Annotated in this window: 11 protein-coding genes; 10 read left to right on the top strand and 1 reads right to left on the bottom strand. The window is 63.0% G+C overall.

Features of this window, described 5'->3' with window-relative positions; translation table 11 throughout:
* The first annotated feature begins 112 nt into the window (after window positions 1–112).
* The 10 genes from betI to yccS all read left to right on the top strand — a co-directional run bounded on the left by betI (window position 113) and on the right by yccS (window position 14,964).
* Window positions 113–706 carry a transcriptional regulator BetI gene (betI, locus tag PspCFBP13509_RS16865; protein WP_053128113.1) on the top strand — a complete coding sequence of 198 codons (594 nt, stop codon included), beginning with the start codon at window positions 113–115 and terminating at the stop codon, window positions 704–706.
* A 110-nt stretch (window positions 707–816) separates the two neighbouring features.
* Complete coding sequence (betB, locus tag PspCFBP13509_RS16860) at window positions 817–2,289, top strand: betaine-aldehyde dehydrogenase (RefSeq protein WP_065925473.1); 1,473 nt, start codon at window positions 817–819, stop codon at window positions 2,287–2,289.
* A gap of 163 nt (window positions 2,290–2,452) precedes the next feature.
* A complete protein-coding gene (gene betA / locus PspCFBP13509_RS16855; RefSeq protein WP_065925474.1) occupies window positions 2,453–4,156 on the top strand; it encodes a choline dehydrogenase in 1,704 nt (567 codons plus the stop codon).
* A gap of 205 nt (window positions 4,157–4,361) precedes the next feature.
* Complete coding sequence (locus PspCFBP13509_RS16850) at window positions 4,362–5,807, top strand: TldD/PmbA family protein (RefSeq protein WP_137212376.1); 1,446 nt, start codon at window positions 4,362–4,364, stop codon at window positions 5,805–5,807.
* Entirely contained in the window at window positions 5,804–7,120 is a 1,317-nt protein-coding gene (locus PspCFBP13509_RS16845; protein ID WP_137212375.1) for a TldD/PmbA family protein, read from the top strand. Before PspCFBP13509_RS16850 ends, PspCFBP13509_RS16845 begins: the two co-directional genes overlap by 4 nt.
* 223 nt (window positions 7,121–7,343) lie before the next feature.
* Window positions 7,344–8,234 carry an alpha/beta fold hydrolase gene (locus PspCFBP13509_RS16840; RefSeq protein WP_065925477.1) on the top strand — a complete coding sequence of 297 codons (891 nt, stop codon included), beginning with the start codon at window positions 7,344–7,346 and terminating at the stop codon, window positions 8,232–8,234.
* A gap of 36 nt (window positions 8,235–8,270) precedes the next feature.
* Window positions 8,271–9,698 (top strand): multidrug transporter subunit MdtD, encoded by a 1,428-nt coding sequence (mdtD, locus tag PspCFBP13509_RS16835; protein ID WP_065925478.1) that lies wholly within the window; start codon window positions 8,271–8,273, stop codon window positions 9,696–9,698.
* Between the two features lie 130 nt (window positions 9,699–9,828).
* Window positions 9,829–11,166 (top strand): ATP-dependent RNA helicase DbpA, encoded by a 1,338-nt coding sequence (gene dbpA / locus PspCFBP13509_RS16830; protein ID WP_235865629.1) that lies wholly within the window; start codon window positions 9,829–9,831, stop codon window positions 11,164–11,166.
* Between the two features lie 216 nt (window positions 11,167–11,382).
* Window positions 11,383–12,561, top strand: coding sequence for an NAD(P)/FAD-dependent oxidoreductase (locus PspCFBP13509_RS16825; protein WP_065938167.1), 1,179 nt, complete (start codon window positions 11,383–11,385; stop codon window positions 12,559–12,561).
* A 219-nt stretch (window positions 12,562–12,780) separates the two neighbouring features.
* Complete coding sequence (yccS, locus tag PspCFBP13509_RS16820) at window positions 12,781–14,964, top strand: YccS family putative transporter (protein ID WP_065947504.1); 2,184 nt, start codon at window positions 12,781–12,783, stop codon at window positions 14,962–14,964.
* A 529-nt stretch (window positions 14,965–15,493) separates the two neighbouring features.
* Here the strand turns inward: yccS and PspCFBP13509_RS16815 are convergent.
* Complete coding sequence (locus PspCFBP13509_RS16815; protein ID WP_065947505.1) at window positions 15,494–16,231, bottom strand: substrate-binding periplasmic protein; 738 nt, start codon at window positions 16,229–16,231, stop codon at window positions 15,494–15,496.
* Window positions 16,232–16,295 lie beyond the last annotated feature (64 nt).

The raw sequence follows: 16,295 nt of genomic DNA, 5'->3' as shown, positions 1-16,295 counted from the left end.
TTGTCGCAGAGCTTATTCTTTGTTGATTGAACGTTCAATCAAAACAAAATAGACTGGCCTTCAAGTCGACGAACGTTCATCGCCCGTCGGCAGGCCTAAGGAGAGGTGCTACATGCCCAAGGTCGGTATGCAACCCATACGCCGCCAACAGTTGATCGAAGCCACATTGACGGCCATCGACCAGGTCGGAATGGGAGATGCCAGCATCGCGCTGATCGCCCGTTTGGCCGGGGTCTCGAACGGCATCATCAGTCACTACTTTCAGGACAAGAACGGCCTGATCGCCGCGACGATGCGCTACCTGATGAACGTGCTGATCGAGAACGTCCACGAACGCAGGCTTGCGCTGAAGGACGACAGCCCACGGGCGCACCTTCGGGTGATCATCGAGGGCAACTTCGACGCCAGCCAGGTCAATGGCCCGGCAATGAAAACCTGGCTGGCCTTCTGGGCCACCAGCATGCATCACCCGTCATTGCACAGGTTGCAGCGGATCAACGATCAACGTCTGTATTCCAACCTGTGCTGCCAGTTCCGCCGAGTGCTGCCGCTGCCGCACGCACGCAAAGCAGCCAGAGGCCTGGCGGCCCTGATCGACGGTTTGTGGTTGCGCGGTGCCCTGTCGGGAGACGCTTTCGACACGGCGCAGGCGCAACGGATCGCTTACGAATACATGGATTTCCAATTGGCCAAGCAGGTGAGTTAGAGCCCTTATAAACGCTCAACCCCTGAACGTCCGCCGCCCAGTGTTGCCACACCCTCATGGCCCACTTTGCGGCGGGTAACGCCAACCACTTATGCACTTGCGAGGACTTTATGGCCCGTTTCGACCTGCAAAAACTCTACATTGACGGCGGCTACAGCGACGCTGGCAGCGATGCCACCTTCGACGCCATCAACCCGGCTAACGGTGAAGTTCTCGCCCAAGTGCAACGCGCAACGTTCGACGACGTTGAACGTGCCGTGGTCAGCGCGGAAAAAGGCCAGAAAATCTGGGCCGCCATGACCGCCATGGAGCGTTCGCGCATCCTGCGTCGTGCCGTCGACATCCTGCGCGAGCGCAACGACGAACTGGCCGCCCTGGAAACCCTGGACACCGGTAAAGCCTTCTCCGAAACCCAGTACGTCGACATCGTCACCGGCGCCGACGTGCTGGAATACTACGCAGGCCTGGTACCGGCCATCGAAGGCGAGCAGATCCCTCTGCGCGACACCTCGTTCGTCTACACCCGCCGCGAGCCCCTGGGCGTGGTCGCCGGTATCGGCGCCTGGAACTACCCGATCCAGATCGCCCTGTGGAAATCCGCACCGGCCCTGGCCGCCGGTAACGCGATGATCTTCAAGCCAAGCGAAGTCACCTCGCTGACCACCCTGAAACTGGCCGAGATCTACACCGAAGCCGGCGTTCCAGCAGGCGTGTTCAACGTCTTGACCGGCAGCGGCCGTGAAGTCGGCACCTGGCTGACCGAGCACCCGCGCATCGAGAAAGTCTCGTTCACCGGCGGCACCGACACCGGCAAGAAAGTCATGGCCAGCGCTTCGAGCTCGTCGCTCAAGGAAGTGACCATGGAACTGGGCGGCAAGTCGCCGCTGATCGTGTTCGAAGACGCCGACCTGGATCGTGCGGCCGACATCGCGATGATGGCCAACTTCTACAGCTCCGGCCAGGTCTGCACCAACGGCACCCGCGTGTTCGTGCCCAAGCACCTGCAAGAGGCATTCGAAGCCAAGATCGTTGAGCGTGTTGCGCGCATCCGCGTTGGCGACCCCCAGGACGCCAACACCAATTTCGGTCCGCTGGTCAGCTTCGCCCACATGGAAAGCGTGCTGGGCTACATCGCCAAAGGCAAGGAAGAAGGCGCCCGCGTGCTGTGCGGCGGCGACCGCCTGACCGACGGCGACCTGGCCAAAGGCGCCTTTGTGGCCCCGACCGTGTTCACCGACTGCACCGACGAGATGACCATCGTCCGTGAAGAAATCTTCGGCCCGGTGATGAGCATCCTCACCTACGAAACCGAAGAAGAAGTGATCCGCCGCGCCAACGACACCGACTTCGGCCTGGCTGCGGGCCTTGTGACCAAGGACCTGAACCGCGCCCACCGCGTGATTCACCAGCTGGAAGCGGGCATCTGCTGGATCAACGCCTGGGGCGAATCCGACGCGAAAATGCCGGTGGGTGGCTACAAGCAATCCGGTGTGGGCCGTGAAAACGGCATCAGCTCGCTGAACAACTTCACCCGCATCAAATCGGTACAGGTTGAGCTGGGCGACTACGCCTCGGTGTTCTAAGCAACCCCACTCAACTCAGCGCGTATCGATCCCAAGGTCCGCCGTAGCAGCTGACGAGCGCAAGCGAGGCTGCGTAGCGATCTTGGGGTCTGCTACGCAGCCCAACGCAGCCTCGTTCCTCGGCAGCTGCTACGGGCGGCCAACCTTTTAAGAGGGTGCATTTATGTCCCAAGAATACGACTACATCATTGTGGGTGCCGGCTCCGCCGGTAACACCCTGGCGACCCGCCTGACCGAAGACGAAGGCGTCACCGTCCTGCTGCTGGAAGCCGGCGGCCCCGACTACCGCCTCGATTTCCGCACCCAGATGCCCGCCGCCCTGGCCTTCCCGCTGCAAGGCCGCCGCTACAACTGGGCGTACGAGACCGATCCGGAGCCACACATGGACGGCCGCCGGATGGAATGCGGACGCGGCAAGGGCCTGGGTGGCTCTTCGCTGATCAACGGCATGTGCTACATCCGTGGCAACGCCATGGACTACGACAACTGGTCGAAGCTGCCGGGCCTGGAAGACTGGAGCTACCTCGACTGCCTGCCGTATTTCCGCAAGGCCGAAACCCGCGACATCGGCCCCAACGACTGGCACGGCGGCGATGGCCCGGTCAGCGTGACCACACCTAAAGCCGGCAACAACCCGCTGTTCCACGCCATGGTTGAAGCGGGCGTGCAGGCCGGTTACCCGCGCACCGAGGACTTGAACGGCTACCAGCAGGAAGGCTTCGGCCCGATGGACCGCACCGTCACGCCTAACGGCCGTCGCGCCAGCACCGCGCGCGGTTACCTGGACACGGCCAAGAAGCGTTCGACTCTGACCATCGTCACCCACGCCCTCACCGACAAGGTGTTGTTCGAAGGCAAGCGTGCCGTTGGCGTGCGTTACCTGATCGGTGCCGCCGAAGAGCGCGTTGAAGCCCGTGCGCGTAAAGAAGTGCTGGTGTGCAGCGGCGCAATCGCTTCGCCGCAACTGCTGCAACGCTCCGGCGTCGGCCCGGCCAAGCTGCTGGAAAGCCTCGACATCCCGGTGGTCCACGACCTGCCTGGCGTCGGCGAAAACCTGCAGGACCACCTTGAGCTGTACCTGCAATATGCGTGCACCCAGCCGGTGTCGCTGTACCCGTCGCTGCTCTGGTACAACCAGCCGGCCATCGGTGCCGAGTGGCTCTTCAACGGCACCGGCATCGGCGCCAGCAACCAGTTCGAAGCGGGCGGTTTCATCCGTACCCGTGAAGAATTCGAATGGCCGAACATCCAGTACCACTTCCTGCCGGTCGCGATTAACTACAACGGCAGCAACGGTGTGAAAGAGCACGGTTTCCAGGCGCACATGGGCTCCATGCGCTCGCCGAGCCGTGGTCGCGTACAACTGAAGTCGAAGAACCCACGGGACTACCCGAGCATCCTCTTCAACTACATGGCCACCGAGCAGGACTGGCAGGAATTCCGCGACGGCATCCGCCTGACCCGCGAAATCATGCAGCAGCCGGCACTGGACCCGTACCGTGGCCGCGAAATCAGCCCGGGTATCGAGGTGCAAACCGATGAGCAGTTGGACAAGTTCATCCGCGAGCACGCCGAAACCGCGTTCCACCCGTCCTGCTCATGCAAGATGGGCGACGACGAGATGGCCGTGGTCGATGGCGAAGGCCGCGTGCATGGCATGCAGGGCCTGCGCGTAGTCGATGCGTCGATCATGCCGATCATCACCACCGGCAACCTGAACGCGCCGACGATCATGATCGCCGAGAAAATCGCCGACAAGATCCGTGGCCGCCAGCCGCTGCCGCGCAGCACTGCCGACTACTACGTGGCCGGCGACGCGCCGGTGCGTGGCAAGCCGTTGCGTGAAGTGGGGCCATTGGCGCAATAACGCTAAACCCTGTGGTGAGCGGGCTTGCCCCGCGCTGGAGTGCGCAGCGCTCCCAATATTTTTGGGGCCGCTGCGCAGCCAATGCGGGGCAAGCCCGCTCGCCACAGGGGCACTTGCCACAAAGAATCACCTCTCCTTGATCGCTCCCCAGCCCAGGCCTACTCTGTGTGCCTGCCCGCGCTGAGCCGCCCACAAGGAAGGCCCCATGTTCGACCACCACGCCACACTCAAGCAGCACTTCAGTGCCCTGCGCACCACCGCCGAATTTTTCTCCCTGCGTTACGTGCGCGAGTCCGGCCAGTACCTGTCGGTGCGCAAGAACGTCGCCGAACCGCCGCACCTGAACCACGACGAAGGCGCCATGCTCACCGTGCGTTTGAACGGTGTGGAAACCTACGCCGCGACCCACGATATTTCCCTGCCTGGCCTGCAAGCCGCCCTCGAGCGCGCCGAACAGCAAGCCCGCCTGATAAAACCTCACGCCTTGCTCGACCTGCGCGACCAACCGGTGTCCAGCGACGTCGCCGACTACCTGTCGCCGCACCTCGAGCACGCCTTCCCGTCCTTGAGCGACTGCTACCAACTGCTCGGCGATGAGTCCTCTGCAGTGCCCCAGGACGAGCGCCTGGTGAACTGGGAAATCAGCCTCGGCCTGACCCACGTCGAGCAGATCTACCTCAACAGTGCCGGCGCCGAACTGCGCCAGGCCCAGCGGTTTGTGTTCCCCGGCGTCAACGTCACCGCCTACGACGGCAACGACAGCCAGTCGCGCACCCTCGGCGGCAGCAACTTCGGCCAGCAAGGCGGGTTTGACGTGATCAGCCGCTTCGGCCTGGTGGGCGCCGCGCCGCGCATTGCCGACGAAGCCCTGCAACTGCTGCTGGCGCCAAACACGCCCCAGGGCCCGCGCGACCTGCTGCTGATGCCCGACCAGATGATCCTGCAGATCCACGAGTCCATCGGCCACCCACTGGAACTCGACCGCATCCTCGGCGACGAGCGCAATTACGCTGGCACCAGTTTTGTGAAGGCCAGCGACTTCGGCCAACTGCAATACGGTTCCAAGCTGTTGAACGTGACGTTCGACCCGGACATTCCCGAGCAACTGGCCAGCTACGGCCATGACGACGACGGCACCGCCGCCAGCAAGCAATTCCTGATCCGCGAAGGGCTGCTGCTCAAGCCCCTGGGTGGGGCGTTGTCGCAGTTCCGCTCGGGCATGGGCGGCGTGGCCAACAGCCGCGCCAGCAGCTGGAACCGCCCGCCGATCGACCGCATGGCCAACCTGAATATCGAAGCCGGCGATAAGAGCCTGGCGCAACTGATTGGCGGCATCGAAAGCGGCATCCTGATGTCGACCAACCGTTCGTGGTCCATCGACGATGCACGCAACAAGTTCCAGTTCGGCTGCGAGTGGGGCCAGTTGATTGAAAACGGCGAGCTCAAGGGCGTGGTAAAGAACCCCAACTACCGGGCGATTTCCGCGCAGTTCTGGCGCAACCTCAGCGCCGTGGGCGACGCCAGCACCTTCAAGGTGCTGGGCACGCCGAACTGCGGCAAGGGCGAGCCCAACCAGGTGATCCGCGTCGGCCATGCGTCGCCGGCCTGTGTGTTCAGCAACGTTGACGTATTTGGAGGAGATGCCTTATGAACACCTTCAAGGCATTGGTGCAGTGGCTCAAGCAGGCCATCACCGACAAGGAACAATTCCACCTGGGCTACGCGGCAGAATCGTCCGAGTTCGTGCGCTTCAACCACGCCAAGGTGCGTCAGGCCGGGCACGTGCAGCAGGCCAGCCTCAACCTCAAGCTGATCAGCGATGGCCGCCATGCCGACCTCGGCATCACCCTGGCCGGCGAGCCCGAGCTGGATCGCCAGCGCCTCGCCGACGGCCTGCGCCAATTGCGCGAAACCCTGCCGCTGCTGCCCCATGACCCGTACCTGCTGCTCAACCACAACGCCTGGCAAAGCCACAACGAACAGGCCCGCCCCCTGCCCGACCTGGCCCAGGTACTGAAAGAAATCAGCCAGGCCGCCGATGGCCTCGACCTGGTCGGCTTCTATGCCGCCGGCCCGATCAGCCGGGGCTTCGCCAGTTCGGACGGTGCGTTTGGCTGGCATCAGGCCAATAGCTTCAACTTCGATTTCAGCCTGTTCCACGCCAATGGCGAGGCGGTAAAAGCCAGCTACGCCGGCGACGCCTGGGACAGCGCCGAGTTCGCCCGGCGCTTCCAACTGGCGCGTGAACAGCTGGAATTCCTCGGCCGCCCGCTGCACCCGTTGGCGCCCGGACAATACCGCGCCTACCTCGCGCCGGCGGCGCTGGAAGAAATCATCAGCATCATCACCTGGGGTGGTTTTTCCGCCCAGGCCATCGCCAGCAAAGGCAGCTCGTTGCAACGGCTGTATGCCGGCGAGCAGTCCTTGAGCCCGCTGGTGACGGTGAAAGAACACATCACCGACTCCCTGAGCCAGGCGTTCTCCAGCGAAGGCTACCCGCGCAGTGACGTCACGCTGATCAATGCCGGCCAGGCCGACGGCCAACTGGTGAACTCGCGCAGCGCCGCCGAATATGGCCTCAGCGCCAACGGCGCCAGCGGCGACGAATCCCCCAGCGCCTTGCAGATCGCGGCGGGCAACCTGGCCCAGGCCGAGATCCTCAAGCAACTGGGCACCGGGCTCTACATCAGCAACCTGTGGTACCTGAACTACTCCGACCTGCCCGCCGCACGCCTGACCGGCATGACGCGCTTCGCCACGTTCTGGGTGGAAGACGGCGAGATCAAGGCGCCGGTCAGCACCATGCGTTTTGATGACAGCGTCTACCAGTTGCTCGGTTCGCAACTGGAAGCGCTGACCGCCGAGCGGGAACTGCTGCTGTCGGCCAGCACTTATAGCCAGCGCAATACCGCGTCCAACCTGTTGCCGGGTGCCCTGGTTAAACGCCTGACCCTGACCCTGTAGATACCCCCCCCTGTGGGAGCGGGCTTGCCCTCTCCCACCTTGTCCTGTGCTGATTTCAGACATCCCGGTTTCAGCCCTTCCTACCGTAAATTCTCTTCCTCCCAGTCTGCACGGGCAGCCTGTTGTCGCCTGCGAAAAACCTCGTTATAACGGTTAGTGGCACCCCGCCACCCCACCCACGAGAGCACGACCTTGCCCGGGAAGGGCAAGCTGGAGCGTTGACATGAACCATGGAAGTTTTGTCATAGAAAAGCTGTTCAAGCACTACAACGTTCATGTTGAGCAACTGGGAAACGATTCGGAAAAGAACACCATTCTGATGGTCAATGGCGCACTGTCCACCACACGCTCATTCGCCCGTACCAGCAAATGCCTGGCCGAGCATTTCAATGTGTTGTTGTTCGACCTGCCCTTCTCGGGCTATTCCCGCGAACACAACACCGACCTCGACCTGGTGACCAAGGATGACGAGGTGCAAATCCTGCGCGCCCTGGTCGAACGCTTCCAGGTCAACCATCTGGTCTCGGCCTCCTGGGGCGGCATCTCCACGCTGCTGACCCTGGCGCACAACCCGCCGTCGATCGAAAGCTCGGTGGTGATGGCCCTGGCGCCCAACCTCAACCAGGCCATGCTCGACTATGTGGAGCGCGTGCGGGTGCTGATCGAGGCCGATGACAAATCCGCCGTCGGCCACCTGCTGAACGAGACCGTCGGCAAATACCTGTCGCCACGCCTCAAGCGCAACAACCATCGGCACCTGTCAAACATGGCCACCACCGAGTACCGCCAGGCGCGCTTTCATATCCACCAGGTGCTGGCATTGGGTGATGGCAACTACCTGCCGGCGCTGCGGCAGATCGAAACCCCGGTGCACTTTCTCAATGGTGCGCTGGACGAATACACCCCCGCCGCCGAGGCCCGACTGTTCAAACAGTACGTGGGCCACAGCAGCTTTGCGGTGGCCGAACACACTGGGCATTTACTCGACCTGGAGTCCCGCGAGGCCGCTTTGGCGGTGCACCGGGCGTTGTTGGATTTCCTGGTGGGAGAGCACGCGAACTTGTCGGACTTAGACGAACCGCCAGTGGGAAAAGGAGCGACGAATGGCGCATAATCGCCGACACATAGCCGGCTAACAAAAAGGTACCCCATGCCAGATCGTGCCCCTCTCGATGCCAAGACCGCCCGCTGGCTCCCCTGGGTGGTCGCGATTGCCTTCTTCATGCAATCGCTGGATGGGACGATTCTCAACACGGCACTGCCGGCCATGGCCCGGGACCTGGCGGAAAACCCGCTGCGCATGCAAGGGGTGGTGATCGCCTACATGCTCACCGTCGCCTTGCTGATCCCGGCCTCGGGCTGGATCGCCGACCGCTTCGGCACCAAGAAGATTTTCTTCGGTGCGATCATGCTGTTCAGCATCGGCTCCTTGCTGTGCGCCCTGTCCAGCAGCCTGACCATGCTGGTGGGCGCGCGGGTCATCCAGGGCCTCGGCGGTGCGCTGATGCTGCCGGTCGGGCGGCTCGTGGTGCTGCGCGCCTACCCCCGCTCCGAGCTGGTGCGGATCATGGGTTTCATTACTATCCCCGGCCTGCTCGGGCCCTTGCTCGGCCCGACCATGGGCGGCTGGATGGTGCAATACCTGACCTGGCACTGGATCTTCCTGATCAACCTGCCGGTGGGCATGATCGGTTGCTACGCCGTGTGGAAATTCATCCCCGACCTGCGCGGCAGCGAGCGCACGCGCTTCGATGGCCTCGGTTTCCTGCTGTTCGGCGCGGCGATGGTGCTGATCACCATTGCCATGGAAGGTCTGGGCGAGCTGCATCTGCCCCACCTGCGGGTGATGCTGCTGCTGTTCGGCGGGTTGGCGTGCCTGGCGGCGTACTGGCTGCGCGCCGGGCATATCGATAACCCGTTGTTTTCACCGGCGCTGTTCAAGACCCGCACGTTTGCGGTGGGCATCCTCGGCAACCTGTTCGCGCGCCTGGGCAGCGGTGCCTTGCCGTTCCTGGTGCCGTTGCTGCTGCAAGTGGCCCTGGGGTATTCGCCGTCCCAGGCCGGCATGAGCATGCTGCCCCTGGCGGCGGCGGCTATGTTCGCCAAGTCGGTGGCGCGCCCGTTGATCGAGCGCCTGGGTTATCGCGTGGTGCTGACCGGCAACACCCTGGCCCTGGGCATCATGCTGGCGAGCATGGGCCTGGTCAGCGAACAGACGCCCTACCCGCTGCTGCTGGCCATGCTGGCGGTGCTGGGGGCGATCAACTCGCTGCAATTTACCGCGATGAACACCGTCACCCTCATCGACCTTGACGACGCCCAGGCCAGCAGCGGCAACAGCTTGCTGTCAGTGGTGGCGCAATTGTCCCTGAGCCTTGGGGTAGCATGCGCCGGTGCGTTGCTTGGCGGCTTTACTGCCGAGTCCGGCAACGATGGCGTGGAAAGCGTGCTCGGCGCCTTCCAGCTGACCTTCCTCACCGTGGGCATCATGGCGATGCTGGCGGCGGCGATCTTCCTGCAATTGTCGCCCAAAGACGGTAAACGGGCGGCCAGCCCGGAACAGCATATCGAGCATTAACCAGCGTCTCGTCTAGAACTTGCGGGGAAATTCCCACAGGGCTGGTACACTGCGCGACATTTTGTTTTGCAGAGCCAGTCCCGTGACTACCATCGCCACCGCTTTTAATACTTTGCCCCTGTCCGCCGCCATGCTGGCTAACCTCGACTCGCTGGGTTATGTCGAGATGACGCAGATCCAGGCGCAAAGCTTGCCGGTGATCCTCAAGGGGCTGGACCTGATTGCGCAGGCCAAGACCGGCAGCGGCAAGACCGCGGCGTTCGGCATTGGCCTGCTGAACCCGATCAACCCGCGCTACTTCGGCTGCCAGGCCCTGGTGATGTGCCCGACCCGTGAGCTGGCCGACCAGGTCGCCAAGGAAATCCGCCGCCTGGCCCGCGCCGAAGACAACATCAAGGTCCTGACCCTGTGCGGCGGCGTGTCCCTCGGCCCGCAGATCGCCTCCCTGGAGCACGGCGCCCACGTGATCGTCGGCACCCCGGGCCGTATCCAGCAACACCTGCGCAAGGGTTCGCTGGTGCTGGACGGCTTGAACACCCTGATCCTCGACGAAGCCGACCGCATGCTCGACATGGGCTTCTACGACGCCATCGAAGACATCATCAGCAAGACCCCGCCGCGCCGCCAGACCCTGCTGTTCTCGGCCACCTACCCGGTGAGCATCAAGCAACTGGCGTCGAAATTCATGCGCGCGCCGCAGCAAGTGAAAGCCGAAGCGTTCCACTCCGACGACCAGATCGAGCAGCGTTTCTACGAGATCTCCCCGGAAGAACGCATGGACGCCGTGACCAAGGTACTGGCGCATTTCCGCCCGGCCTCCTGCGTGGCGTTCTGCTTCACCAAGCAGCAAGTGCAGGAAACCGTCGATCACCTGACGGCCAAGGGCATTTCCGCCGTCGGCCTGCATGGCGACCTGGAACAGCGCGACCGTGACCAGGTATTGGCGATGTTCGCCAACCGCAGTACCTCGGTCCTGGTGGCCACCGACGTCGCCGCCCGCGGCCTTGACATCGACGCGCTGGACATGGTCATCAACGTCGAACTGGCCCGCGACTCGGAAATCCACATCCACCGCGTGGGCCGTACCGGTCGTGCCGGTGAGACCGGCATCGCCATCAGCCTGGTGGCGCCGTCCGAAGCGCATCGCGCCCAGGCCATCGAGCAACTGCAGAAGTCGCCGCTGAACTGGGACCAACTCGACAACCTCAAGCCGCAAAGCGGTGGTCCGCTGCTGCCGGTGATGAGCACCCTGTGCATCGCCGCCGGGCGCAAAGACAAGGTGCGCCCGGGCGACATCCTCGGCGCATTGACCGGCGAAGCCGGCATCCCGGGTGCCCAGGTCGGCAAGATCGCGATCTTCGACTTCCAGGCCTTCGTGGCCGTGGAACGCGGCATCGCCAAGCAGGCGTTGCAGCGCTTGAACGACGGCAAGATCAAAGGCCGTTCGTTGCGCGTTCGGATCCTGTAACACGGTCTCCGACCTATATGGAGATCCAATGTGGGAGGGCGCTTGCTGTGGTGAACGGGGCTGTGGTGAGCGGGCTTGCTGTGGTGAGCGGGCTTGCCCCGCGCTGGGCTGCGAAGCAGCCCCACTGAATCGGGGAGCAAGCCCCCCTCACCACAGCAAGCCCCCTCCCCCAGTTTTGATTGCATTTCAGCCCCCTATTTTTGTGAGGACATTGCTGTGCGCTCGACCGAAGTTGTGATCATTGGCGCCGGCGCCGCAGGCTTGATGTGCGCACTGACCGCCGCCGGGCGTGGGCGCAAGGTGATGTTGCTCGACCATGCGAACAAGGCCGGCAAGAAGATCCTGATGTCAGGCGGCGGCCGCTGCAATTTCACCAATATGTACACCGAGCCGGCCAACTTCCTCTCGCACAACGCGCACTTCTGCAAGTCCGCCCTGGCCCGCTATACCCAGTGGGACTTTATCGGGCTGGTGGCCAAGCACGGTGTGCCGTACCACGAGAAGAAACTCGGCCAGCTGTTCTGCGATAACAAATCCAGTGACATCCTCGGCATGCTGCTGGACGAGTGCATCCAGACCGGCGTGAGCCTGCACCTGGACACCTCGATTGAAGAAATCGCCAAGGTCGACAGCGGCTACCAGTTGCAGACCACCCTGGGTGAACTGCGCTGCGAATCCCTGGTGATCGCCACCGGCGGCCTGTCGATCCCGACCCTGGGCGCCAGCGGTTTTGGCTATCAAGTCGCCAGGCAGTTCGGCCACGAACTGCTGCCGACCCGCGCCGGGCTGGTGCCGTTCACCATCACCGACCAGCTCAAGGACTTGTGTGGCGAGCTGTCCGGGACCTCGGTGGATTGCCTGGTCAGCTGCAACGGCCAGAGCTTTCGCGAGAACCTCCTGTTTACCCATCGCGGCCTCAGCGGCCCGGCGATTCTGCAGATTTCCTCCTACTGGGAGTCCGGCGACACGCTGGAGATCAACCTGCTGCCCGACCACGACGCCCACACCTGGCTGCAACAGCAGCAGGTGGAGCGCCCCAACAGCGAGCTGAAAACCCTGCTGGGTGAAATCTTCACCAAGAAGATGGCCAACCTGCTGGCGGACACCTGGTTCGCGTCCAAGCCGATGAAGCAGTACACCCACGCTGAAGTGGCCGATATCGCGCAAAAACTCTCGAGCTGGCAACTGGTGCCGGCGGGCACCGAGGGCTACCGCACGGCCGAGGTGACCTTGGGCGGGGTGGATACGCGGGAAGTCTCGTCCAAGACCATGGAATCGCTGAAAAGCCCGGGCCTGTACTTTATTGGGGAAGTGCTGGATGTGACCGGGCATCTGGGCGGGTTTAACTTCCAGTGGGCCTGGGCTTCCGGTTACGCGGCCGCGCAGTTTGTTTGACACGACGCAGTAAAAAATGTGGGAGGGGGCTTGCTCCCGATAGCGGTGTATCAGTGATAGATGTTCTGACTGACACACTGCAATCGGGAGCAAGCCCCCTCCCACATTTGATTTACGGTATGCCTGGGAATAATTTGCTGCCAGATGTGATCACCACCCTTGCCGTGGCGTCACTGATGGCTCAATTTAGCGGCATCGTCCCGGAAGACTCCAGACTTCATGTCATCGACCTCGTTCAAGCAGTCCATGCGGCGCCTGTGGGCGCTGGATAAATTCAGCTACAGCATCCGGGTGTTTATCGCCCTCACCGGCAGCATGGCGCTGTGCTGGTATCAGGATGAAATGGCCCTGCTGATCCCGCTGTTCCTGGGGATTATCGCCAGCGCCCTGGCCGAGACCGACGACAGTTGGCAAGGCCGCCTCAACGCCCTGGCGGTGACGCTGGTGTGTTTCAGCATTGCCGCGCTGTCGGTGGAGCTGCTGTTCCCCTACCCCTGGATTTTCGCCATCTCCCTGGCCCTGGCCACGTTCTGCCTGACCATGCTCGGCGCCTTGGGCGAACGCTATGGCGCGATTGCTTCGGCCACCTTGATCCTGTCGGTCTACACCATGATCGGCGTGGACCAGCGCGGCGGCGCCGTCAGTGATTTCTGGCACGAGCCGTTGCTGCTGGTGGCCGGCGCCGCCTGGTACGGCGCGTTATCGGTGCTGTGGCAGGCGCTGTTCTCCAACCAGCCGGTGCAGCAGAGCCTGGCGCGGTTGTTCCGCGAGCTGGGGCGTTACCTGAAGCTCAAATCATCGTTGTTCGAACCGATTCGCCAACTGGACGTGGAAGCCCGCCGCCTGGAACTGGCCCAGCAAAACGGCCGGGTGGTGGCGGCGCTGAATGCGGCGAAGGAAATCATCCTGCACCGTGTCGGCAATGGCCGGCCGGGGTCGAAGGTCAGTCGCTACCTCAAGCTGTACTTCCTGGCCCAGGACATCCACGAACGCGCCAGCTCGTCCCACTATCCTTACAACGCCCTGGCCGATGCGTTTTTCCACAGCGATGTACTGTTCCGCTGCCAACGCCTGCTGCGTCAGCAAGGCAAGGCCTGCCAGGCCCTGGCCGAGTCGATCCAGCTGCGCCAGCCGTTCATCTATGACGACAGCTTCGCCGAAGCCCTCAGCGACCTGAACGCCTCCCTGGAACACCTGCGCATCCAGAGCAACCCGGCCTGGCGCGGCCTGCTGCGCTCCTTGCGCGCCCTGGCGGCCAACCTGTCCACCCTCGACCGCCTGCTCGGCGACGCCAGCAACCCCGACGCCCTGGCCGATGCCACCGACAGCAACCTGCTGGACCGCGCCCCACGCAACCTGAAGGAAATGTGGACGCGCCTGCGTACCCAACTCACGCCGACATCGCTGCTGTTCCGCCATGCGCTGCGCCTGTCCCTGGCGCTGACCGTCGGCTACGGCATGCTGCATGCGATCCACGCCTCCCAGGGCTACTGGATCATCCTCACCACGCTGTTCGTTTGCCAACCGAACTACGGTGCCACGCGGCGCAAGCTCGGCCAGCGAATCATCGGCACCGCCATCGGCCTCACCGTGGCGTGGGCGCTGTTCGACCTGTTCCCGAGCCCGCTGGTGCAATCGATGTTCGCCATCGCCGCCGGCCTGGTGTTCTTTATCAACCGCACCACCCGCTACACCCTGGCCACGGCGGCGATCACCCTGATGGTGCTGTTCTGCTTCAACCAGGTGGGCGATGGCTACGGACTGTTCCTGCCACGCCTGTTCGATACCCTGCTTGGCAGCCTGATCGCGGGCCTGGCGGTGTTCCTGTTCCTCCCGGACTGGCAAGGCCGGCGCCTGAACAAAGTGCTGGCCAACACCCTGACCTGCAACAGCATCTACCTGCGCCAGATCATGCAGCAATACGCCGCTGGCAAGAGCGACGACCTGGCCTACCGCCTGGCCCGGCGCAATGCCCACAACGCCGATGCGGCGCTGTCCACCACCTTGGCCAATATGCTGATGGAGCCGGGGCATTTCCGTAAGGAAGCGGACGTGGGCTTTCGCTTCCTGGTGCTGTCGCACACCTTGCTCAGCTACCTGTCGGGGCTCGGGGCACACCGCGAAACCCAACTGCCGGCCGAGGTGCGCGCGCACTTGATCGATGGCGCCGGCAATAGCCTGGCGGCGAGCATTGACGAAATCGCCACCGGGCTGGCTAACAAGCAGCCGATTGCGATTCAGAGCGATGCCGAGGAGGCCTTGGCGGCGGACCTGGAGCAGATGCCGGATGAGATTGATGAAGGGCAGAGGCTGGTGCAGACGCAGTTGGCATTGATATGCCGGCAATTGGGGCCGTTGCGCACCTTGGCGGCGCATTTGATCAAGGACACCAGCGCGGCTTAGGTCGCTATCGGGGCATGGGTATCTACACAACTTCCAGTGAATACGGAATCTATGGCAATTAGGCTTCTGTGGTGAGCGGGCTTGCCCCGCGTTGGGCTGCGCAGCAGCCCCAATAAGAGCACTGCAGTGTGCCAGACAGCTCCGGGGCTATGTTTTGGGGCTGCTTCGCAGCCCAATGCGGGCGGTGCGACGATTCGACAAACCCGCTCGCCACAGGTGACGGGTTGCCCGTTCTGTCCCTTAACTGACCGGCATTGGGGCTTGCCCCCGATAGCCATAGGTATCTACACAACTCTTAAAGGCTGACACATAACTCTGTGGTGAGCGGGCTTGTCGAATCGTCGCACCGCCCGCGCTGGGCTGCGAAGCGGCCCCAATAAGGTCAACGCAGAGTGCCAGAATCAATCGAGGTGAAGGTTTTGGGGCTGCTTCGCAACCCAGCGCGGGGCAAGCCCGCTCACCACAGTTACGGTGTTCCTCCTTAACTGACTGGCATTGTGGCAAGCCCCCGATGAGGCCCGCACAGGCACTACATGCCATGGGCCTTCATCAACCGCTCATAACTGCCATCCGCCTTCATCCTGGCAATCTCGCGGTCAAAGCTCGCCACAATCTGCGCATGCTCGGGGTTCTTCAGGCTGACCAGGATATGCAGGCTGTTTTCGCTCAGTGGCGTGGGCAGAAACTCCACCGCATTGCGCACCCGCGCCGACTCGCGCGACAGGTAATAGCGCGCCACATACTCATCCTCCACGGTCAACCGCACCCGCTGCGCCGCCAGCATGCGTACCGCCATGGCGAAGTTATGCACCGGCACTTTCTGCAACTGCCCATCCCCATCGAACGCCGCCGAATAGGCATAACCGCGCACCACGGCAATGGGATAGTCGTGCAACTGCTCCAGGTTCTGAAACTCGATGGGATCGTCACGGCGCTTGATGAAACGCACGCGATTGAGCAGGTATTCGCCGGAAAACTGCCCCAATTGTGTACGGGCCTCGTCGTACCAGGCGTTGACCAGCACGTCATAGCGCCCATCGCCCACCCCCATCAGCGCCCGCGCCCAGGGCACCTGTTGGAAGTCGCTGGCATAGCCCGCACGGGCCAAGGCCGTGGTGACTATATCGGTGGCCAGGCCACCGTTGATCAAGGTGGCATCGGTAAACGGTGGCCAGGCATCCGCGACCAGGCGCAGACGCTGTGCGAACACAGGTGTCGCCAGCAACAACACTCCAATCAAAGCAACGGCACGAGACAATCGCGGCATGCTCAAAATCCTTGGCGGCGGGCGGTGGCCTTGGCTCAGGCAGGGCCTGAGGTTCTAACATTAG

It is taken from the genome of Pseudomonas sp. CFBP13509 (assembly GCF_005233485.1).
GTDB classification, from domain to species: Bacteria; Pseudomonadota; Gammaproteobacteria; order Pseudomonadales; family Pseudomonadaceae; genus Aquipseudomonas; species Aquipseudomonas marginalis.
Note: the sequence above shows the minus strand (reverse complement) of the source record. Positions and strands in the feature narration are given on the sequence as shown.